This is a genomic window from Chondromyces crocatus, assembly GCF_001189295.1.
In the GTDB taxonomy this organism is placed as follows: domain Bacteria; phylum Myxococcota_A; class Polyangia; order Polyangiales; family Polyangiaceae; genus Chondromyces; species Chondromyces crocatus.
The window spans coordinates 8,973,147-8,994,844 of the sequence record NZ_CP012159.1; the positions used below are offsets into that span (position 1 = coordinate 8,973,147).

Annotated in this window: 13 protein-coding genes; 10 read left to right on the forward strand and 3 right to left on the reverse strand. The window is 69.8% G+C overall.

Annotated elements, in window-relative coordinates:
* The first annotated feature begins 101 nt into the window (after positions 1 to 101).
* The 5 genes from CMC5_RS32365 to CMC5_RS32385 all read left to right on the forward strand — a co-directional run bounded on the left by CMC5_RS32365 (position 102) and on the right by CMC5_RS32385 (position 9,255).
* On the forward strand, positions 102 to 4,358 hold the full coding sequence (locus tag CMC5_RS32365; protein ID WP_050434020.1) for a tetratricopeptide repeat protein: 4,257 nt from the start codon (positions 102 to 104) through the stop codon (positions 4,356 to 4,358).
* A gap of 26 nt (positions 4,359 to 4,384) precedes the next feature.
* The gene (locus tag CMC5_RS32370) at positions 4,385 to 4,915 is read left to right on the forward strand and encodes a hypothetical protein (RefSeq protein WP_245677911.1); all 531 of its coding nucleotides are present in this window, start codon (positions 4,385 to 4,387) and stop codon (positions 4,913 to 4,915) included.
* A gap of 255 nt (positions 4,916 to 5,170) precedes the next feature.
* Positions 5,171 to 6,289, forward strand: coding sequence for a beta-ketoacyl-ACP synthase III (locus CMC5_RS32375; RefSeq protein ID WP_050434021.1), 1,119 nt, complete (start codon positions 5,171 to 5,173; stop codon positions 6,287 to 6,289).
* 608 nt (positions 6,290 to 6,897) lie between these two features.
* Positions 6,898 to 7,959, forward strand: a complete 1,062-nt coding sequence (tsaD, locus tag CMC5_RS32380) for a tRNA (adenosine(37)-N6)-threonylcarbamoyltransferase complex transferase subunit TsaD (RefSeq protein WP_050434022.1) — start codon at positions 6,898 to 6,900, stop codon at positions 7,957 to 7,959.
* Positions 7,960 to 7,968: 9 nt separating this feature from the next.
* Positions 7,969 to 9,255 carry an AAA family ATPase gene (locus CMC5_RS32385; RefSeq protein ID WP_050434023.1) on the forward strand — a complete coding sequence of 429 codons (1,287 nt, stop codon included), beginning with the start codon at positions 7,969 to 7,971 and terminating at the stop codon, positions 9,253 to 9,255.
* Between the two features lie 384 nt (positions 9,256 to 9,639).
* Here the strand turns inward: CMC5_RS32385 and CMC5_RS32395 are convergent, their stop codons facing one another.
* A complete protein-coding gene (locus CMC5_RS32395; RefSeq protein WP_050434025.1) occupies positions 9,640 to 9,855 on the reverse strand; it encodes a hypothetical protein in 216 nt (71 codons plus the stop codon).
* Between the two features lie 53 nt (positions 9,856 to 9,908).
* Here CMC5_RS32395 and CMC5_RS32400 point away from each other — a divergent pair, with 53 nt between their 5' ends.
* The 5 genes from CMC5_RS32400 (at position 9,909) to CMC5_RS32420 (ending at position 17,035) form a co-directional block, all read left to right on the forward strand.
* Positions 9,909 to 11,246, forward strand: coding sequence for a BamA/TamA family outer membrane protein (locus tag CMC5_RS32400; RefSeq protein ID WP_050434026.1), 1,338 nt, complete (start codon positions 9,909 to 9,911; stop codon positions 11,244 to 11,246).
* A gap of 4 nt (positions 11,247 to 11,250) precedes the next feature.
* On the forward strand, positions 11,251 to 12,972 hold the full coding sequence (locus CMC5_RS32405; protein WP_050434027.1) for a hypothetical protein: 1,722 nt from the start codon (positions 11,251 to 11,253) through the stop codon (positions 12,970 to 12,972).
* A 127-nt stretch (positions 12,973 to 13,099) separates the two neighbouring features.
* Complete coding sequence (locus tag CMC5_RS32410; RefSeq protein ID WP_245677912.1) at positions 13,100 to 14,206, forward strand: hypothetical protein; 1,107 nt, start codon at positions 13,100 to 13,102, stop codon at positions 14,204 to 14,206.
* Positions 14,196 to 16,124, forward strand: coding sequence for a hypothetical protein (locus CMC5_RS32415; RefSeq protein ID WP_050434028.1), 1,929 nt, complete (start codon positions 14,196 to 14,198; stop codon positions 16,122 to 16,124). Before CMC5_RS32410 ends, CMC5_RS32415 begins: the two co-directional genes overlap by 11 nt.
* A gap of 11 nt (positions 16,125 to 16,135) precedes the next feature.
* Positions 16,136 to 17,035 carry a serine/threonine-protein kinase gene (locus tag CMC5_RS32420; RefSeq protein ID WP_050434029.1) on the forward strand — a complete coding sequence of 300 codons (900 nt, stop codon included), beginning with the start codon at positions 16,136 to 16,138 and terminating at the stop codon, positions 17,033 to 17,035.
* A 139-nt stretch (positions 17,036 to 17,174) separates the two neighbouring features.
* Here the strand turns inward: CMC5_RS32420 and CMC5_RS32425 are convergent, their stop codons facing one another.
* Both CMC5_RS32425 and CMC5_RS32430 read right to left on the reverse strand, forming a co-directional pair.
* Complete coding sequence (locus tag CMC5_RS32425; protein ID WP_050434030.1) at positions 17,175 to 19,253, reverse strand: serine/threonine-protein kinase; 2,079 nt, start codon at positions 19,251 to 19,253, stop codon at positions 17,175 to 17,177.
* Positions 19,254 to 20,704: 1,451 nt separating this feature from the next.
* Positions 20,705 to 21,466: a LamG domain-containing protein gene (locus CMC5_RS32430; RefSeq protein ID WP_050434031.1), complete on the reverse strand. Its 762-nt coding sequence runs from the start codon at positions 21,464 to 21,466 to the stop codon at positions 20,705 to 20,707.
* Between the last annotated feature and the right edge of the window lie 232 nt (positions 21,467 to 21,698).

Below are 21,698 nucleotides of genomic sequence, written 5' to 3' on the forward strand. Positions count from 1 at the left end.
TCGACCGAGCCTCGACCAAGCCCCGCGCTCGTCTCGTGCGTCGACCTTCGCAGCGCCGCGCCCCATGGCTCTGCCGGGCATGCCGATCTACGCTACGTCCCGTGCGCTCCTTCGCCCTCGCCGGCTGCCTGGCCCTGCTGGTCCCCGCCGTGACGACGCTCGCGCTGCCCCGCGCCGAGGCCGCCGACTTCGATCCCTCGGGCCGCGGTCGCAAGAAACCGCCGAAGCCTGCGCCCCCGAAGCCTGGCGGCGCGACGAGTCGGCCCACGCAGCCGAAGCCCGGGCCAGCGAAGCCCCCTGCGCCTCAGCCCGGCGGCGACGAGACCGGCGGCAAGGCCCCCTCGCAGGACGCCCTCGTCGCGCGCTACACCGCCATCGTCCTCAGCCAGCCTTCGGCCCCCTTCCCGCTCCAGCGCCTCGCACAGCTCCACCGCGAGCGCGACGGCAACCTGAAGAAGCTCGTCGAGGATTTCGAGAAGCGCGCGGCGCAGCCAGGCGCCGAGGCCTGGGCCGCGAAGGTCGCCCTCGCGGGGATCTACCGGCAAGACGGCCGGTACGACGACGCCATCAAGACGTACGAAGCGGCGATCACCGAGAAGCCGACCGACCCGGCGCCCATCCTCGCGCTGGCCCAGCTCGAAGGCGATCGCGGCGACAAAACCTCGGCGCGGGCGCGCTACGAGAAAGCGCTGCCGCTCATCAAGGTCGCCGCCGAGATCGAACAGATCCGCCGCACCTTGCTCGGCATCTGCCTCGATCTGAAGGACTTCACGGCCGCCAAGAGCTACCACGATGCGCTGGTGAAGGGTGCCCAGGGCTCGCTCTTCGTGAAGGCCGAGCTGGGACGCGAGCTGTCGGCCCGCGGCCACCACGACCGCGCCGAGGTCGAGTTCCGTGAGCTGGTGAAGGCCGCCGCCGGCGACAACCGCGCGCTCGCGCCGGCCCTGAAAGAGCTGGGGCAGTCGCTCGCGAAGCAGAAGAAGACGCAGGAAGCGCTCGAGGTCCTGAAGCGCGCGCTCAACGTCGCTGGCGGCGCCACCGGCGTCCGCGCCGAGATCCTCTTGATCATGACGGACGCCTTCCGCGCGGAAGGCAGGCTCGCCGAGCTGATCACCCTGCTCGAAGCCGAGCCCGGTCAAGACTTCCAGCGCCTCGCCACCATGGGCACGCTCTACGAGGAGACCGGCGACGTGGCCAAGGCGATGGCCATCTACCGCAAGGCGCTCGCCATCGACGGCAAGCACATCGACACGCGCCTCAAGCTCGTCCACCTCCTCCAGACCGCCGGTGAGCTGGAGGCGGCGATCAAGGAATACGAGCTGCTCATCCGCGCCGCGCCGAACAATGCCGACTTCGTGTTCGAGCTGTGCGAAACGCTCATCCAGCGCGGCGACCGCCCCAAGGCGCTGAAGCTGCTCACCGAGCTGGAGGCGCGCGTCTCCTCCGATCCCGAGGTGCTCGCTGCCGTCGCCGACTTCTACGAGCGGGTGGAGGAGAAGGACAAGGCGCTCCGCGTCCTGCAGAAGCTCGCCGGTGTGGCCGGGGGCGATCCGAGTCACCTCGTCGATCTCGGTGATCGTTACTTCCAGGCTGGCGACAAGAAGAAGGCGCTGGAGACCTGGGCCCGGATCAAGACCGTGGTGCCGAACCGCGCCCGCGCCGCGGCCACGCTCGGCGAGGTGTACCTCGATCACGATCTCGTCGGCGAGGCGCTCGCGTCGCTGCGCGAGGCCGTGCAGCTCGAACCCGCGAACACCCGCTACAAGAAGTCCCTGGCCATCGCCATCGAGCGAACCGCGAGCTCTCTCGGTACCCCGGCACCGCGCTACGCCGAGGCACGGGCGCTCTGGGAAGAGCTGCTCGCCACCGCGGGCACGACCGGCGACAAGCTGCTCGCCCGCGAGGCGCGGACGCACATCGTGAGCCTCTGGTCGCTGAACCACGAGCTGCCCAGCCGGCTCTCGCCGCTCACGACGCGGCTGAACGCCACGCCGCCCGATCTCGAGGCGGGGCGCCTGCTCGCCGAGGTGCAGCGCAAGCTGGGCAAGCTGCCGGACGCCGAGGCGACGCTGCGCAAGATCGTGCAGGCCGCGCCCGGCGACGAGGAGTCGCTGCTCGCCCTGGAGCGGGTGCTCGTTCTCCAGCAGAACCTGCTGGGAGCCATCGAGGTGCTGGAGAAGCTCGTCGAGGTGAACCCGAAGCGCGCCCGGGAGCTGTACCAGCGCATGGCGCAGTACGCCGCGGAGCTGTACCGCGACGACGACGCCATCCGGTACGCCGCCAAGGCCGTGGAGCTGTCCCCCGAGGACGCCGGCGGCCACCAGAAGCTCGGCGACATGTACCGGCGCCGCCAGGACATCCCCCGCGCCATCGCCGAGTACCGCCAGGCCATCGCCCGGAATGATCGCCTGTTCCCCGTCTACTTCGATCTCGCGGAGCTGCTCCTCTCGTCCGGGCAGGTCGACGAGGCCGATCGCCTCTTCCGGCGGGTGATCCGCTCGTCCCCCGACGAGGAGCTGGTCGCGCGCGCCGCGCGCATGTCGATGCAGGTGAACCTCGGCAAGGGCTCGCTCGACGTCCTGGAGCGCGAGCTGCTCCCCGTCGCCGTCGGCAATCCGCAGAAGCCACTGTACCGACGCCTCCTCGTGGAGCTGTACGGCGCGATGACCTTCCCGCTCGTGCAGAAGGTCCGCAGCCCCGACACCGCGCAGCGAACCGGGGCCCGCGCGGAGCTGGCCCGCATCGGCGCGCGCGCCGTGAAGCCCTTGCTCGACGCGCTCGCCGACGAGCGGGAGTCGCAGCAGAAGATCGCCATCGAGGTGCTCGCCTACGTCGAGAACAAGAGCGCCGGGCCCGCGCTCTACAACTTCGCCACCGGCCAGGCCGACAAGTCGCTGCGCACCCGGGCAATGATCGCCTGCGGCGCCCTGCGCGATCCGGCGATGTTGCCCCGCTACGAGCAGATGCTGATCCCCAAGGACGGGACGGCGACGGTGCTACCGAACGACACGATCGCCGTCGCGGCGGCCTGGGGAGTGGCCCGCCTGGCCGATCGGAGCGTCGCGAGCACGAGCGGTGTCAAAGCAGGCGCGCGCCCGGCCGCGGGTGGACCGAAAGGCGAGGCGCTCCTCGTCCAGCTCCTCGGCTCTGCTGCCCCCGAGGTGCGCGCCATCGCCGCCATCGGCCTGGGGCTCACCGGCGACAAGCGCCACACGCCGGCGCTCGTGACCCTCGCACGCTCCCCCGAAGCCGGCCCGATCGCGCGCGCAGCGGCCGTCCATGCCCTCGGGGAGCTGGGCGGTCGGCTCACGAACGAAGCCAGCGCGAACGGCGGCGGTGGCGCGAACGGCGGGGTCGATCAGGCGCTGCTCCTGTCCCTCGCCGAGAGCAACGACAGCCAGCTACGTCAGGCAGCGCTGCTGACGCTGGCCAGGCTCGCGGCTCCGAGTTCGGGCGCACTCCCCCAGAGCGCGGCCGAGGCGATCGCGGCAGGCGCCTTCTCCGCGGAGCCCGAGAGCCGCGACGCCGCCGTGTCCGCCGCCGTGGCGCTGACCCGCAAGGCATACCCCCGCACGCGCGAACCCCTCGCGGTCCCGGATGGAACCCTCACGCTGAAGGAGGTGCTCGCCGGGCTCGCCCCCGACGCCGCCTCTCCTGCCGATCGCGCCGCTGCCCTGGTGGCCCTCGCCCCGGCCCTGCGCAAGGCGGCCGTCGCCGCGGTGTCCACCTCACCTCACCGCGCGCGCCTCGTCGCCGACGCGCTGCTCGCCGGAGCGTCGGGTCGCCAGGGGCTCGCACCTTTCCTCGGAGGGGACGAGGCGCTGGACGAGGGCGCAGAGCGCGCCGTGCGGAGCGCCGCCGAGGCCATCGCCGCGGCCGTCGTCGCGCCGTTCGTATCCCTGGTCCGTCACCCGGCCGTCGAGGTGCGCACGCGCGCCGTGGAGCTGCTCGCCTCGCGTCCCGAGCCCGAGGCCCAGGCCGCGGTGATCGACGCGCTCGGTGATCCCGACGAAAGCGTGCGGCGCGCTGCCCTGTCGGCCCTCGGGAAGGTGCGCGACGGCGGGACGGTGGCCGCCGTCGCGGGCATCGTGAAGTCGTCCCCGAGCTGGCCTCTGCGCGTGCGCGCCGCCGAAGCCCTGGGCCGCCTCGGCGGCGCCGGCGCAGACAAGGCGCTGCTGGAGACGCTGACCGTGGCCGCGCGCAGCGACGGCTACGCCCTCGTGCGAGAAGCGGCAGCGCGGGCCCTCGCCAGCGCAGATCCCACCGCCGCGACGCCGCTCTTGCGCGAACTCTCGCAGCGGGATCCGGAGCCGAGCGTGCGCAAGACCGCTGGCGAGCTGCTGCGAGGGAAGCCTTGAGACCGAGGCGGTGGCGATGCAGCGCCTTGCTGCTGGCGAGCGCGCTGCTCGCCGGCGCCACCGGCTGCGATGATCTGAGCCGCTTCTCCACGAAGCCCGGGCAGGCCTACTGCGGTGCGGTGACCCTGGGCAGCGCGTTCCGGACCGGGCTCTCCCCACGCGTGCAGATGCGGCTGGAGATCGACGCCAGCGCACTCGACGGACCGGACTCGCCAGGAACCCTGACGACCTACGAAGCAGCGACCCAGGATCAGCCGGAGCGGAGGCTCCTCGACGGCGCCGAGCTGCGCACGATCGCGCCGATCGCACACGACGCCCTGTCACGCCTCCAGTTCGGAGAGGGGCGCGAGCGCAACGCCCTCTTCGCCGTGAATCCCGCCGATCCCGCAGGCGAAGGGCTACTGGCGATCGTGTCGTTCCAGAGCGACGAGGCCATCGAGGTCCGGCTCTTGCGGCCGGGAGCGCCCGTCGTGGAGGGCGCGGCGCCCGGGATCGAGCGGCGCCAGATCTTCGGGATCTTCAGGCTGACGAAACGCAAGGAAGGCTGCGGGTTCTAGGGCGTCGCGGCGAGCGCGCGCCCGCACGCGCCCGCTCGCGCAGCGAAGAGGTCGTGGCCGAGGAGCGCCGCGCCACTGCGAAACGTCGTTCTCTCTTTGTGCAGCGCGTCTGCGAAGACGACGCGCCGTGTCAGACATCGGTTCGTCGGGAGTGTGCTGGGAGGGCGATGACAGCCCGGAGGGGCGTGCTATGCATCGCGCCCTTTTTTGCCCAGCTGATGCCCGCTGCGAGACGCAGGGGGGCGGAGGTCTTCGTTGTACTCAGCAGTCATTGCCGCCACGGGTCTGTTCACCCCCTCGGAAGCCGTCTCCAACGAGGAGCTGGTCAAGGCCTTCAATGCGTACGTGACGCGGTTCAACGCTGAACACGCCGACGAGATCGCCACGGGGAAGGTCGAGGCGCTCCAGGGCTCCTCGGTCGAGTTCGTCGAGAAGGCCTCCGGGATCAAGTCACGCTACGTGATGAACAAGGGCGGCGTGATCGACTCCGAGGTGATGCGCCCGATCATCCCCGAGCGCCCCGACGACACGCTGTCGGTCATGGCCGAGATGGCCGTGGCGGCGGCGAAGGACGCGATCGCGCGGTGGGGGAAGCCGGTATCGGAGATCGGTGCGGTGCTCTGCGCAGCGTCGAACATGCAGAGGGCGTATCCGGCGATGGCGATCGAGGTGCAGAACGCGCTCGGCATCGACGGCTTCGCGTTCGACATGAACGTGGCCTGCTCGTCGGCGACCTTCGGGCTCAAGACCGCCGCGGACTTCATCGCCACCGGCTCGGCGAAGGCGGTGCTGATGGTGAACCCCGAGATCTGCTCGGCGCACCTCAACTTCTGCGATCGCAACAGCCACTTCATCTTCGGTGACGTGGCGACGGCGGTGATCCTGGAGCGCGCCGAGGAAGCGAAGGGCGGCTGGGAGATCCTCGGGACCCGGCTGAAGACGGAGTTCTCGAACAACATCCGCAACAACTTCGGGTTCCTGAACCGCGCGGCCCCGGAGGGGATCGGCAAGGTCGACAAGTTGTTCGTTCAGCAGGGCCGCAAGGTGTTCAAGGACGTGGTGCCGATGGTCTCGGAGATGATCGTGGAGCACGCCTCGGACCTGGGCCTCACCCCGCAGTCCCTGAAGCGGCTGTGGCTGCACCAGGCGAACATCAACATGAACGACCTCATCGGGCGCCGCGTCATGGGGCGGGATCTCACGCCCGAGGAGAACGTGATCATCCTCGACGAGTACGCGAACACCAGCTCCGCGGGCTCGATCATCGCGTTCCACAAGCACAGCGAGGACCTCGCGCCCGGCGACACGGGGCTCATCTGCTCCTTCGGCGCCGGCTACTCGGCCGGCACGGTGTTCGTGCGCAAGCGCGCCTGACCCCACCTCGGCCCTCAAGGCCGCCGCTCCACGCCGGGGCAGTCCTCTCTCCAGCCTCAGCGGAAGCACCGTGCCACCCCCGGACAGCAGCTCTCCTTCCAGCATCAACGGAAGCACTGCCTGTGCTGGGAGCGCACCTCCTTCCAGCTTCAGCGGAAGTACCGCCCTTCGACAGCGGAAACACCGTGCAGATCACCCGTACGAAGCCTTGGTGAGGTCTCACCAGGCGTGCGGATCACCCGCATGCTGCCTTGATGAGGTCTCACCAGGCGTACGGATCACCCGCATGCTGCCTTGGTGAGGTCTCATCAGGCGTGCGGATCACCCGCACGCAGCCTTGATGAGGTCTCATCAGGCGTGCGGATCACCCGCATGCTGCCTTGATGAGGTCTCACCAGGCCTGCATACGGGTGATCTGCACGGTAGATGAGACCTCGCAGGCCTTCTGGGCGGTCGCGCGCCCAGGGCCCCCTCATCCCGTCGGTAGTCTGTCCCACTCTCCATGCGCCATCTCATCCAGCTTCCACGGATTTCGTTTCCCCACCGAATTCACCCGGACGGAAGTCAGAGCAGCGCGGGTCGACGGGATTCGAGGTAGAGAGGGGGCCATGCGGGTCCTGGGTATCGAGACCTCCTGCGACGAGACCGCGGCGGCAGTGGTCACCGAGCAGGGCGACGTGCTCTCCGACGTGGTGCGGAGCCAGGTCGAGCTGCACGCCCCTTACGGCGGCGTGGTGCCCGAGGTGGCCGCACGCGATCACGCGCGGGTCATCGTGCCGGTGGTGCGGGAGGCGCTGCGCAAGGCCGACCTCACCGTGGACGCGCTCGATGGGATCGCCGTCACGACGCGCCCTGGCTTGCTCGGCGCGCTGCTCGTGGGCCTGTCGACGGCGAAGGGCCTGGCCTGGGCGTCGGGCAAGCCGCTCATCGGGGTGGATCACCTGGTGGGGCACCTGCTCGCCGTGTTCCTGAAGCGCGAGGGCAGCGAGGCGCGCATGCCCGCGTTCCCGTTCGTGGCGCTGCTCGTGTCGGGAGGCCACACCGCGCTGTACCGGGTGGATGGGCCATCGCTCGACCAGATCCGCGAGCTCGGAGCGACGCGGGACGACGCGGCCGGAGAGGCGTTCGACAAGGTCGCGAAGCTGCTCGGGCTCGGTTATCCGGGCGGCCCGGTGGTCGATCGCCTCGCGGCGCAGGGCGACGCAGCGCGCGCGGTCGAGGCCCTGCCCAAGGCGATGGCGCGGCGAGACTCGCTGGAGTTCAGCTTCTCGGGCCTGAAGACGGCCGTGGCGCGCCACGTGGCGCAGCGGTCGGTGCGACCCGAAGGGCAAGCGCTCCACGATCTCTGCGCGGCGTTCCAGGGCGCCGTGGTGGACACGCTGGTGCGCAAGACGGTGACCGCCGCGCTGCGGGAAGAGGTGACCCGGGTGGTGCTGGGCGGTGGCGTCGCCGCGAACCGGGGACTGCGGGCGAGGATGACCGAGTCCTGCGCGCGGCGAGGCGTCGAGGTGTTCATCCCCTCCTTCGCGAGCTGCACGGACAACGCGGCGATGATCGCGTACGCAGGCGCGCTGCGGCTCGCTGCAGGCGAACGGGACTCGCTGGATCTCTCGCCCGCCACGAGGACGTCGCTGCCGCGGGTGACGCGCAAGGGCGGCGGTCTGCGGTAGTGTAGCGGCGTGGAGAGCGCGATCGGGGAGGGCACGGGTGGGGTCCCGCTGGAGCGGGTGCAGGTGGAGAACTTCGGCTGCCTCCAGAACGTGGAGGTGACGCTGGAGCCCCTCACCGTGCTGGTGGGGGCGAACGACTCGGGGAAGTCGATGTTCCTCCAGGCGCTGCTCACGCTGAGCCACGCGCTGGACGCCGAGAACGGCTGGGGGACCGTCTTCCGGGACGCGGCGACGCTCAACGCGCGGACGTTCGACGGGTCGGGAGGCGCGATCCGCTTCCAGCAAGAGGGGCGGGTCGGAGGGCTGCCGTACTCATACGAGGAGCAGGTCGACGCGCAAGGGGGCGTGATCCGAACGCGCGCCGGGCATTTCACCTGCGGCCCGGTGAGCGTGTGGCGGGCGCCCGACGGCATATGGCGCCGTGATCCGCAGAGCGGCTCGAGCAAGGGGCCCTACCCGTGGGGCGACCACGAGACGCCGCTGCTCCATCCCCGCCGCTTCACGGCGAGCCCGGGGCAACCGGAGGAGTTCAAGCGGCTGGCGCGGTACTTTCAGCCCACGCTGCCGGTGCTCGACGCGCTGACGTCGCTCCAGCTCTACGCACTGCGGCCAGAGCACCTGCGCACCTCCCGACGGCACGGGGAGCCCGAGGTGGACGCGGACGGCGTGGACCACGCGCCGCGGCTGGGGCGGTTCGGAGGAGGCCTGGCGAACGCCATCGCCGAGCTGCTGCTGAGCGGCCGTGACGTCCTGGAGGGCATCGAGGAGGCGCTTCGCCGGGCGATGCCGCAGGTCAAGCGGGTGGACGTGCGGCGGAGGCCCTCGTCGACCCAGGGGGACGGCTACAGCATCGAGCTGGTCGCGCGCTCCGGGACGCGCATCCCGAGCCACGCCATCTCCGATGGCATCCTGCTCTTCCTCGGCTACCTGTACCTGGTCCTCGGGCCCGATCCGGCAGCGATCCTGCTCATCGAGGAGCCCGAGACGGGCATCCATCCGGGCCTGCTCCGCCGGCTGATGCAGCTCTTCCGCGACATGAGCACCGGCCTGCACGGGAGACCCCCGACCCAGATCCTGCTCACCAGCCACTCGCCGGTGCTCTTGAACCTGGTCCGGCCGGACGAGATCCGCGTGTTCGAGCGCGGCGAGGACGGCGCCACCCGGGTGACCCCCTTCCTCCATGCCCCCGACACCGAGCGCCTGCTCGACGACCGGGGCCCTGGCGAGCGCTGGCTCGACAGCGAGCGCTGGCTCGACGCGAACGCAGCCGCCCTCGCCGATCCCGGGGAGCGATGAACCTGCGGCTGGGGTGACCCCCCTCGCGACCAGCGCGACGCCGCCGCGTGGCGGGCCGAGCTGCAGGGTCCGACGAGGGCCGGGAGATGCCCTTCCTGCGCGTCCAGGGCAACCCATGGCGGCACCGCGGCATCGAGGGTGAAGACATGTCGACGGGCAACGGCTGGCGCGTCACCGACATCCCGATACGCTGGTCCCTTCACCCGGAGCGTGGTGAGAGGATGACGAGGCGGTTCGAGGGGTGGAGGCTGGTCCTGAGTGCCCACCATGGACGGGGGAAACGTGAACAGGGAAGAGGAGCCGCCATGAACGTCTGCGGCCTGTCCTCCTGAAACATGCCAGCACGCTCCCCCAGTCATGTTCTCGGTGCAGCGCTGATGCTGGTCACGGCCATCGCACGCGCACAGCCAGCGACGCCCCCCTCTGCGCCCCCGACGCCAGCAACGACATCGCCCTCTCCTGCTGCACCCACGTCACCCGCGCAGGCAGCGCCCTCCCCTGCCCCAGCAGCGCCCGCGCAGGCAGCGCCCTCTCCTTCCCCGGCAGCTTCCCCACCAGCGCCCGCGCAACCCGCGCCCTCCGCTCCTGCGTCTCCGGCACCAGCCACGCCCTCTCCTGCCGCGGCGTCTCGCCCCGACACCGTCGATGACGTGATGACCCCCGGCGAGATGAACGCCGGAAAGACGCGCGACGAGGTGAAGCGGGATCGGCTGAAGCCCGAGCTGTTCGGCGAGCCCGAGAAGGGGTCGCACCTCACCGGCGTGGAGCGCAAGGCCAGCTACCCGAGCGACGGAATCCGCAGCGCAGGGAGCGCGCTGCTCGCCGTCCCTCGGGCCATGGTCGACTTGCTCTTTCTGACGAGCGGCACCGCGGCAGGTCTGGTGCAGGAAGATCAGGTGGTGCCTCGGGTCGCCGAGCTGGTGAACCCGGGCCGCGGCTCGGTCGGGGTCTTTCCGACGGTGTTCGCGGAGACGGGTCGAGGTCGGTTCAGCGTCGGAGCCCGCATGGTCGGCAACCTCGGCAGCCTCGCCACGGGCGTCCGGATCGGGTACGGCGGGCCGGACGAGACGGTCGTGGAGAGCCGGCTCCGCATGAGCCGGCTGGCGCCCATCCCGGCAATCTTCACCGTGGAAGCGTACGCCGATCGGCGCACCGATCTCGAGTACTACGGCGTCGGGCAGGCGCCCGAGGAAGATCCGCGCAACCACTTCGCGCGGGATGTGCAGACGCGGGAGGCGCTCTACCGGGAGCGGCGGCTGAGGTTCATCGCGGGCGCCGGTATCCGCCCGTACTCGGACGTCGAGGCGTTCTTCTCGGTGAGCGTGACGCGGCGCCAGGCGGATGATGCGCAAGGGGTCGCGGCCTCGGCGTTGAGCCGGGTCTTCGACGTGGACAGGCTGCCGGGCGCGTTCGCGGAGACGCGGTTCTTCTACACGGAAGCCGCGCTGCGCGCCGACACGCGCGCCTCGCGCTCCAGGCCCTCACCCGGCGTGCTGGCGGAGGTGTATAGCGGCGTGGGCGTCGGGGATCTGAGCCGCGGCCCGGCAATCTGGCTGACGCGGCTGGGGGGTCGGCTGATCGGCTCGATCCCGCTCGTGCGTCCGACGACGGTGCTGTCGCCCCGGATCGTGATCGACGGGGTGATCCCCCTCGAGGGGACGCTGCCGTTCAACGAACTGGCACGGCAGCCCGATTTCCGCGGGTTCGACCGGCGCCGCGATCAGGTGTCGGTGGTGGCGTCGCTGGACCACCGCTGGCTCCTCTTGCGCTACACCGGCGCGCGCATCTTCATCGACGCGGCGACGGTGGGACCGAATCCGGCGAAGCTCGATCTGGAGCACGTCCGCATCGCGGCGGGGTTCGGGATCGATCTGAACAGCACCACCAACGAGATCGGTCGCACCTCGGTCGCGTTCAGCCCGGAGGGCGTGCGCGTGCTGCTCACGCTGGGCGTGGCGCAGATGTTCGGCGACCGCCAGCACAGGGACTGACACCATGCGCGCCAGAGCCCTCCTCCTGCTCTCTCTCACCGCTTGCAGCTACGTGCCGCCCCGGTTCGCCGATCGGCCACCGGTGCGGGACGCAGGTGACGCGGTCCCGATCCCGGTGCCGCGGGTGACGGGGATGCTCTCGTCGGACACGATCACGAACCTCCACGTGCGGTACGTGCTGCTCGACGGGATGGACCTGCGGCGCAGGCCGGAAGCGGCCGACGTCAACGCCTTCGACGAGGTGCCCGCGTCGACCTGGTTCAGGCCTGCCGGGGACGTGCCTCCGCCGGATCCGCCGCCCGTGCCGCCGCTGACGCTGCTGCCCCCCGAGGAGGCGGGGTCGGCGTGGCCGCCGTACACGTCGGGGATCTACGCGGGGCAAGCGGGGTTGAGCCGGCGCACGACGTCGATGGAGGGCACGGTGGTGACCGCGCTCGACGCGCACGGGCGACGTTACGTGCTGCGGCGCGATCCGCGCGAGCACCCGGGGATGCGGACGAGCGCGGAGGCGACGACGTCACACCTGGTGCGGGCGCTCGGCTACCTGAGCCCCACGGTATCGATCCTCGATCTGCGGGCCATCGACTTCCGCAACACGACGCCGGGCCAGCCCAAGGCGTCCCCAGCCGGGGGCTGGAAGCGACCCGATCTCGTGCGCGGCTTCCTGGAGCCCGGTCCTTCCCCGCGACGGGGGCGCTACCGGATCAGCGCCACGCGCTGGCCTCCGTCCCCTGGCGTGGATCTCGGCGCCACGGTGGCGATCGATGTCCGGCTCGACGATCCCAACGACCAGATCCCCCACCGGGATCGACGCACGCTGCGCGCGCTCGGGATGCTCACCGGCTGGCTCCGGTTGCGGCAGCTCGATCCGGAGCACCTGCGCGACGTGTACGTGGGAGAGCCCGGTCAAGGTTACGTGAAGCACTACCTCGTGGCGCTCCACGGCGCGTTCGGTGCCGATCTGGTGGGCGCGCGCGAGGAGGACGGGATGTTCAAGCGCATCGTGACGCTCGGGCTGATGCCCGAGGAGAAGCCGGTGCAGGTGCAGACCCGCTTCCCTTCGATCGGGCAGCTCGATCCCGTGGTCACGCCGCGAGACCTCGATCCTTCGCCCGCGTTCGCGCCGATCGATCGAGCATCCCCGGGAGATCTGTACTGGCTCGCGCGCCGGATCGCGGCGCTCCCCCGGGCAACGCTGGAGGCCGCCGTGGCCGCGGGAAAGCTCGGTGATCCGGTGGCCGAGACGTGGCTCCTGGGGACCCTGGAGCAGCGGCGGAAGCAGATCATGGCCCTCGCTTACGGGAAGACCACCCCCTGCGACGTGGGTCACGTCGAGGGCAACCACCTCCTGTTGCGGGATCTGGGGGTGTCTCAGGGCCTGTGGGCGGCCGCCGCATCGCGTTACGAGGTCGAGCAGATGGATTACAAAGGCCGCCGGCAAGGGGACGCTTTTTCCCTGCTGCCAGCTGGAGAGAGGGGCGAAGTCCGCGTCCCTCTGCCTCGGCCCCTCATCGGCTCGTACCTGGTGATCCGCCTGAAGGTGGAGCGGTCGGAGGGCCCCCCCGCCGACGGTGTGCCCATGGAGGTCCACCTCGTCGCGCAGCCGGCCGAGGCCGTGTTCGGCACGATGAGAGCGGGAAAATCCGGGGCGAAGGGTGAAAACTCTGCGCAAGGGGGCCGCCCACGGACGGACGCGACCTGGGTCGTGCGCGGAATCCGGCATTGATCCGGAGGCTTGTTCCTCTGGCCTCGCCGTGGTCTTCTGGAACCACGGTACGGCCGGCCTGGCCAGGCCACCCCGCCCCGGGATAGCGCTGACATCACCCTCAGGCGGGGGCGCGAGGAGTGATTCCATGCTCTTTCTGACAATCTTGTTGGGTCTGGTGGCGCTCGGCGCCAGCGCGGCAGCCGTGGCGCTGTATCTTCAGACAAGCCGACTGAAGCAGCAGCACCTGGACGCGAACAAGCACATCCAGGCCTTGCAGTCCTCCCAGGTCCAGAACGAGTCGATGCGTTCGCAGAACGCGCAGCTCAGCCAGATGGTCGAGGAGGCTCGGGACGAGGACCGCAAGAAGGTCGAGTGGCTCGATCACCAGCAGCAGGAGATCGACTGGCTGCGCGCCGAGCTGGAGAAGCGGCCGAAGATCACGCAGAAGCGCTACAAGATCCTGACCGTGGGCGTGAAGTGGACGGGGAAGACGTCGCTCACGCTGAAGTGGTCGAACCCGCTGGTCGACCTCGGCGCGCTGCAGGGTACGAAGATCGAGCGCTACGAGCGCACCGTCAGCCACGTGACGACGAAGGAAGTCGTCACCGAGCACGTGTTCGAGATCGGCGACTGGGGCGGCGAGCACATCGTCGACGCGCAGCAGGAGCTGATCATGGACGAGATCCACGGCCTCCTGATGGTGGTCGATCTCGCCGGCAAGGAAGGCCAGCGGGTGGATCAGCAGCGGGTGCACGACCAGCTCCGCGAGTTCCAGCCGCAGTCGCTGAAGTACTTCTTCGGGCCGAAGACGCTCGCGTCCTGCAAGGCCGTGGTGCTCTTCATCAACAAGTCCGACGTGCTCTCGGGGACGCCGGCCGAGGTGGAGCGCGAGGCGAAGAACTACTACAAGCCGCTGATCGACGCGCTCGAGCTGTACAAGAGCCAGATCGACATCCGGGTGCTGGTCGGCTCGGCGACCTACGGGCACAGCACGCACTTCCTGTTCTCGCACTTCGTCGAGCGGATCCTCCCGAAGAACGCCTACGACACGCAGCTCCTGCAGCGCATGAAGGCCGACCTGCCGCACTCGGCCCAGGCCATCCCGCACGGCCTGCCGCCGGCCCACGGGATGCAGCAGCCCGGCCAGCACGGCATGCATCCTCACCAGGTGCCGCCGCCGCCGGCCGGGGCAGCGACGCGGCTGCCACAGCCGGCGTACCCGCAGGCGACCTCGAGGTTCAATGGTCGATAGCGAAGCCAGCGCGGGATACCAGATCCCACGCTATCGGGCGTCGGACGACGTGTGCTGGCACCACGTCCTCCACGGCAACATCCCGAACCACCAGATCGACTTCATGTACGGGCCGGAGGTGCCGCAAGGGACGCTCACGCCCACGCACTTCAGCCACATGACGCGGCTGATGAAGTACATCGAGCCGCAGACGCATGCGTCCCACGCTTTCGCAATCGGCAACCTGTCGCGTGACGACACGCAGCACGAGCCGGGTCACGGGGCGCTGGGGATCATCTTCGGGATGCGCATCGGTGGGACGACCGATCACGCAGGGCGGCAGAACCCGCCGTTCGCGCACGGGATCCTGACCGTGGACCGGGAGCTGGTGTACTCGACGGTGCTGGAGGCCGCGGCGACGTTCTACCGGCACGTGATGTACGCCGGCGAGGCGCAGTCGACGACGAGCGACTTCTACAAGGCCTACATCCGGACGATGGTCGAGAACCCTGCCGAGATCGGGCAGGTGCTGTCGCGCTACGTGGCCGACTTCAACGATCTGCCGCGGCTGCGCCGGAGCCCGCTGGGCTTCGACTTCGAGGCCGACGAGGAGGCGACGCCGAAGCGGGTGGTGATCGTGCACCCGCACGGGGAGTCGTTCGGGACCATCGCGCACGCGGCGGCGAAGATCGCGTCGATCCTGTACCGCTCGAACATCAAGTGGACGTCGATCTCGACGGGGCGGGAAGCGGACATCCCGGGCGGGGTGTCGATCCGGTTCTACTCGGAGTCCGACGTGAGCACCGAGGAGCGGCGGGTGGGCACCCTGCACCAGCTCGAGGAGCTGCCGGAAGACGAGGCGGAGATCGCGCGGCAGCTCTTCCACGCACGGCCGCAGGGCGGTGGTGAGACGAACCGGCGCTACGTGGGGTGGCGCGAGAAGTTCGCGTCCCAGGCGGTGCCCGAAGAGGCCCCTGGGCCGAGCGCGTCGTTCCGGCGATCGCCGATGGGGAGCCTGTCCGAGGCGGAGGGGCGGCACGAGCGTCCGGAGGGCCGGTTCGAGCGGCACGAGGCGCGTGAAGGGCGTGGGGAGCCGCCGCGGGCGGCGAAGTTCACGGACACGGGGCCCGAGGGGATGCCGCGCGCGCCTGGCCTGGAGCGGGGTGAGCGCGGGATGCCGCCGAGGGATCTGGGGTCGACCGCGTCGAAGGCGTCGAAGCCGCCGTCTGCCGGGGGGGCGCGCGAGAAGAACGGGCGGCCCATCACGGCGAGCGGGGCGTTGCCGGCCGTGTCGAGCACGACGAAGCCCGTGGCCAAGACGGTCGCGCTGGATGACGAGCCGACGCAGGTGCAGGAGTGGCGCGATGCGAGCTCCTCGGGGATGAAGGGGCGCGTCGCAGGGAGAGGGGCCGGGGACGAAGACATCGAGATCACGGTGGAGCCGCCCGCGGGCTCCTCGAAGAAGTGGGTGTGGATGGTGATCGGCGCCGTGGCCGTCGCAGCAGGCGCCGCCGCGGTGATGGGGGGGGTGCCCGGGAAGGTACCGGGGCTGGGTTCGCTGGGCGGGGGGACGCAGCCGGAGCTGACGCCACCGACGCCGACGCAAGATCCGGGGGCGGGGGAAGAGAAGGCGCCGACGCAGGAGGCGCAGCAAGGGCAAGAGCCGCAGGGGGCGCAAGCGCCAGGCTCACCCGACAAGAACTCGCCCGACAGCACGACGAACGCTGCTGCGACGACGACGTCCGGCACCGAATCGCCTCCCGGAAGCACGACCGGCACGACCAATTCAAACAAGAAGACCGTCCGGCAGGGGGGAGCGAAGGGCGCCACGAACAAGGGCTCCACGGGGACCAACAAGGCTGGGACGACGTCAAAAGAACCCGATGCCCCGAAGACCCCGAGCATCTTCGATCAAGAACTCAAACTGACGCCCAAGTAGGGCGCGCCGGCATGACCCATCCTTCCTCCAGCCCCGGCGGCTACGTTCGCGCGGATCTCGACGCGGCGCTGCCTCGCTTCAGCGGTTTTCGTTTGCTCGGTCGTGGTGGCGAAGGCGCCGTGTTCATCGCCTTCGACTGGACCCGCAAGGAAGACGTCGCGCTGAAGCTCATGCGCGCGGGCGAAGACCCGACGCTCTGGGAACGGTTCGAGCGCGAGTACGCCATCCTCGCGACGTCACGCGCGGCGAACCTGGTGCAGGTCTTCGCGTCCGGTCACGGGCAGATCCGGGTGCAAGACGGCTCGGTGCAGCACCACTTCTGGTACACGATGGAGATCTGCGAGACGACGCTCCGGAAGGTGTACCGGGGGATGAACCTGGAGCAGCGCGTCGATCTGATGCGGCAGATGTTCGATGGGCTGGCCTATCTGCACGCGAAGAACGTGGCCCACCGCGACATCAAGCCGGCCAACCTGTTCCTCGTGAAGGGCACGCAGCTCAAGATCGGGGACTTCGGTCTGGCGACGGTGACGAAGGTGCCGACGTCGAGCACCGGGATGGTCTCGGGGAGCCCGCCGTACCTGGCGCCAGAGCGGTGGCTCGGAGATCAAGCGTCCGACTGGAGGCCCAGCGATCAGTACGCGGCCGGCGTGACGGCGTTCGAGCTGCTGAGCTGTGGGTCGCCTCCGCTCGATTTCAATGTGGGGACGATGCAGGCGCACCTGTCCGGGGCCGTCAATCGGCTGGTGATTCCAGAGTTGCCGCGACAAGGGCTGTTCGCGGTGAACGCGGTGCTGCGGCGGATGCTGGCGAAGCGACCCGAGGATCGCTACCCGGATCTGGCCGAGTGCAAGCGGGAGCTGGACGCGGCGCTGGCGCAGGACGCAGTGACGGGCCTGGTGCGGCGGTAGCAAGACGGGCAGCGCGAAAAGCGGCGCGGTGAGGGAAAGCCGCGAGCTGCCTGACAGGCCACGTGAGGGGCAGCGAGGCCAGCGGAAGGCGACGCGAGGGGGGCCTCGCGGTCGAGCCACGTGCGGACGTCGCCAGGCTTCAGTAGCGGAAGGTCTGGGTGACCTGGGGGAGCTCGCCCGAGAAGGGGGCGACGCGGGCGCGCTTGAAAAGGGCGGCGAGGCAGGTCGCCATCGGGGTGGTGCCCAGGGTGCCTGGGAGGCTGGGCGCGGCGGAGAGTGCCTTGCCGCTGCGATCGAAGGAGACGTAGACGGTGCCAGTCCCCGACGGGTGGTTGGCCGTGTTGCAGCGGGATGCCTGGGCGGCGAGGGCCTGGACCTGGGATTGCGCTGCGGCGCGGTCGAAGGGAGGCGCAGTCTCCTTGGTGGGCGCGGGCGCGAGCGCGGGCTGCTTCACGTGGTGCCGAACGTCGTTGCGCTTCGCGTTGCCAGGAGGTCTGGGCTGGACGTCGTTCGAGGTAGAGGGTGAGGCCGGGGGGGTGAGCCCGTCCGGCGGTGGTGCCAGCGGGTCGGAGGGGGAGGCCGCGTCGGGTGGCGCCGAGGGCGATGGGGCGGTGTCGGGTGTCTCGCTGGGAGGCTCGAGCGCCACGCGCGCGGTGGTGGGCGTGGTCGTGGGCTCTCCGGTCGCGTCATCCGAACTCTGCGAAGGGACGGGCGCTCGGAAAAGGGGGAGGAGAAGGATGGCCGCGGCGACGAGGATGGCCGTCACGACGGCGATGGCCGGGACGAGGAGGGGGGAGCGCGCACGCCTTCCTCGGGTCGAGATGGCCACGGCCGAGCGGGCGGTGATGTCAGCGGCCACGGAGGGCGAGAGCGAGGGCTGAGCAGCGTCCTGAGGCGGGGCGTCCCGATGAGAGGCCGTCGGTGGTCGGTTGGCTGCGTGCGCGAGCGGAGCCGTCTGCGCGAGTGGAGCCGTCTGCGCGAGTGGAGCCGTCTGCGCGAGTGGAGCCGTCTGCGCGAGCGCCGGTGAGCCAGGTGTCGCACGGGGGGATTCGCCGTGGCCGTGCGAGGCAGCAGCGGGCGGCGAGAGCACGTGGGAGGGGGCGATGGGGCGCGCACCACCAGCAGCGGGTTGCGATGCGGAGGTGGGCGCGGGGGCCCAGGGCTGGGGTGTTCGTGAAGCTCGGTCGGGCGCAGTGGGTGAGGTGCCCAGTGAGGGCGCGGTCCCCGGGGTCGAGGGGCGTCCCGAGGGAGCAAAGCCTGGGGTCGAGGGGCGACCGGAGGGGGGGAAGCTCGGTCCGGAGGAGGGGAGCCCAGGAGCGGAGGCTGGAGCCGGCTGGGCGAAGGAGGGAGACGAGGGGTCTGCGCTGGCGAAGCCTTCGAGGAGGGACGCAAGCTCCGCTGCGGAGGCGGGGCGCGAGGCGGGGTCGCGCTGCAAGCAGGCGCGGACGAGGGCAGCGAGGGCCGGGTCGAGGCCACGGACGAGGGCGGCAATGTCCGGTGGCGGGCGGGTGAGGATGCCGGTGAGGAGGGTCTCGACGTTGCCCTGGAAGGGGCGGGCGCCCGCGAGCATCTCGTAGAGGACGACGCCGAGGGACCAGAGGTCGGTGCGGGCGTCGAGGGTGGCAGCAGCGCGGATCTGCTCGGGGCTCATGTACGCGGGGGAGCCGAGGACGACGCCGGTGGCGGTCTTGTGGACGTCGTTGCCAGCCGCGAGCTTGCTGATGCCGAAGTCGAGGAGTTTGACGGTGTAGCCCTGGACGTGCTCGTTGACGCTGAGGAAGACGTTCGAGGGCTTGAGGTCGCGGTGGATGACCTGCATGCGGTGCGCAGCGGCGAGGCCGCGGGCGATGTCACCGGCGATGCGGGCGGCCTCGGTGGGGTCGAGGCGGCGTTTGCGGGCAAGGAGGGCGGTGAGGGTCTCGCCCTGGAGCAGCTCCATGACGAGGAAGGGTTCGCCGCGCTCGGTGAGCTCGGCGTCGTAGAGGGAGATGACGTTGCGGTGCTGGATCTGGCCGCAGATGCGGGCCTCCTGGAGGAGGCGGGCGCGGAGGTCCTGGTCCGGCTGGAGGAGGAGCTTGAGGGCGACTTCGCGGTGGGTGCGTTCGTGCCGGGCCGCCCAGACGGCGCCCATGCCGCCCTCGGCGACGACGCGGAGGAGGCGGTACTTGCCAGCCAGGAGCGCGCCAGGGGTGAGGCTGGGGTCGTAAGGGCTGGTCATCCGGCGGGCGTGCTGCGAGCGAAGGGGGCGGGGCTGAAAGCCGGGGCCCGGTGATGAGGGGGAGCATACTGCCGGAGGGGGGGCGGAGGGGGGTGATTTGGTGGGGAGGGGGAGAGGAGAGGGCGGGAGGGCGGGAGGGCGGGAGGGAGGGGAGAGGGGGAGAGAGCGAGAGATGGGGAGGGAGGAATGGGGCCGGGGGTTTCGCTGGGGGTCAGGAGGTTGCCGCGGGGTACATCACGCCGGCTTCGGCTTGCTGAGCTGAATTGAGCGAGCCTTCGGGTTGGAGGAGGGCGCAGGGCGCTTCAGCAAGGCGCATCAGCAACCAGAGCGGAGAGGGTGCGTCACGAAGGGGGGTGATCTGGCACGGCCGTCTTCAAGGGCGGCAGCAGAGTTTTCTGGGGGTGGCGGTCGGGGTGGAGGCAGCAGGCATGCAGGTCCCCGAAGGCGCATGAGGCTTGATGGAGGCAGCGAATGAGATGGTCGTGAGCTGCGTCTGGGAGCACTGCGCCGTCGCGGGGATGGACTGCGATGGTCCGCTGCAATCCTCCGTGCCGTATGCGATGAATTCGTTTGGGCATGTGACGGCGCTGGCATTGCAGTCGCAACCGCAGGCGGCAGCTCTTGTCTCTGGGCTGTCGGGGCCATCCTGCTCCGCAAGGAGGTGGACGTTCCGCTCGTGGTCGTACTCCACCGGGCAGTCGTCGGACTCGGCCACGAGCAGGCATCCGTGTTCGCGGGGGATGCAAGCGCCTCCAGAGGCGCATGCTTTCGGTTCGTCGAGCTGGCAGGCACGAGGAGCGGGTGCGTTCAGCCTTGCAGTGCAGTGGGGAGTGACAGTGCCTCGGGTATGAATCGGCGGGTTCAGAGCGGTTACCTCCACGCAGGAGACGATTGCTGAAAACGCGATCTCAGCAACGCTGTTCGTACAGTTGGCTGCGCTGCTCGAGATGTACCCCGTGACTTCACAGCTCGACTCACAACCGCACTGCGTGCAGTCCAGCAGGTCACCCAGAGCGGAGGTTCCCTCTCCGCAAGAGCTTCCCACGGTCACGTAGACGGCATTCGCGGGAGCGACGGCGCACACCTCGTCAGCGTCACACTGCGTCAGACCGCCGCCGCCCGTCGTGGAGGGAGCGATGCTCGCGCCAGCACCGCCTTCGCCAGGTGGTGAATCTGAGTTTGAGAATTCATCGAGTCCAAGAATCAGGCCACAAGAAGCAAGGAGCCACGCGGTGATGATCGAGAACACGACGCGGGCAGGATGCACGGCATGACCACGGAGCATGGGGGTATCTTCCCGCGTTCACGTCACGGTGCCTTGCAGAAGATGGATTGCCGCTCTCAGATCCGAGGTCACTCCTCACACCGGACACCAACATCTTCGTCTCGTTTCGAGACGGCAATCCGGGATGCACTGAACGTTCAGGGGTTGGTCTCGAAGCGTGGGACGCTCACAGGGGTGCGTCGTCGCTGGCGAGCAGGGCGCAGGCGTGGGCGGCGAGGCGCGGCTCGTCGAGGGCCTCGTCGTAGACCGCGGCATAGTGCAGCACGCCCTGGAAAGAAGCGCCCAGGAGTGCATTGCCGAGGACCAGCACATCGGCACCATTCAGGCTGAGCTGCTCGTTCGCTGATGGCGGCGTCACGCTCGCTTCGCCGGGTACAGGATTGCCGTTCACATACAGCCTCACTCTGTCCAGCTCAGGCGCGTTCGTTTCTACCACCAGGTGCACCACCTGACGGGTGGACAGGTCCACGATCCATTGCCCTGCCAGTGCACCGTTTCTGCTGGGGGTGTGCTGATTCCAGTACGCTCCGAGGTGTCCCGGAGGGAGGAATCCTCCCGCGACCAAGGAGAAACGATCGATCTTGTCGTGATTGATGTCACGCGTATGAAGCCCGACCAGACGGGATGGCTCATCGACGTTCAGGAAGCCCTGTGCGCGCATCACCAGTTCGACCGTGAACGATTGGTTGCCGTTCAGCCGGCTGAAGACTTTCCCACCACCGATCGCTGCCTCTACGCGCGCGTCACGACCCGGGTTCTGGCTCCACGCCAAGCCCAACTGGCCGGGGGTGCCGTCGAGTTGTGGGTCTGTGTCCCCCATCGAGGTTGTCGCTGCGACGGTCAGGTTCAGGGGATCCAGCGCGGAATCCTTCACAGAAGCGGGCACCGAACCGGCTGCGCCGTCGGACGCGTCGATGAAGTACCGCACCAGAACGCCCCCATCCTCCAGCCCGTCTCCGCAGGCGCTGCCACCATTCCCCCCCTGCCCCCCTCCGCCCGAAACTCCTCCTCCGGGCCCTCCGCTAGGCCCCTGGCTCGTCGACGTCGTTCCCCCGGTGCCCGATATCGAAGAAGACGCGGCCTCTATCTCCAGGTCTGCGAGTCCCGTGAGCTGAGCACAGGCGGCCAGTCCTATGGAGGCCACACCAGTTGCGAGCATC

Excerpts from the sequence above, each read along its gene's own strand:
- tsaD (WP_050434022.1), top strand. The coding sequence starts at position 6,898 with ATGCGGGTCCTGGGTATCGAGACCTCCTGCGACGAGACCGCGGCGGCA.
- CMC5_RS32400 (WP_050434026.1), top strand. The coding sequence starts at position 9,909 with ATGACCCCCGGCGAGATGAACGCCGGAAAGACGCGCGACGAGGTGAAG.
- CMC5_RS32405 (WP_050434027.1), top strand. The coding sequence starts at position 11,251 with ATGCGCGCCAGAGCCCTCCTCCTGCTCTCTCTCACCGCTTGCAGCTAC.
- CMC5_RS32410 (WP_245677912.1), top strand. The coding sequence starts at position 13,100 with ATGCTCTTTCTGACAATCTTGTTGGGTCTGGTGGCGCTCGGCGCCAGC.
- CMC5_RS32415 (WP_050434028.1), top strand. The coding sequence starts at position 14,196 with ATGGTCGATAGCGAAGCCAGCGCGGGATACCAGATCCCACGCTATCGG.
- CMC5_RS32420 (WP_050434029.1), top strand. The coding sequence starts at position 16,136 with ATGACCCATCCTTCCTCCAGCCCCGGCGGCTACGTTCGCGCGGATCTC.
- CMC5_RS32425 (WP_050434030.1), bottom strand. The coding sequence starts at position 19,253 with ATGACCAGCCCTTACGACCCCAGCCTCACCCCTGGCGCGCTCCTGGCT.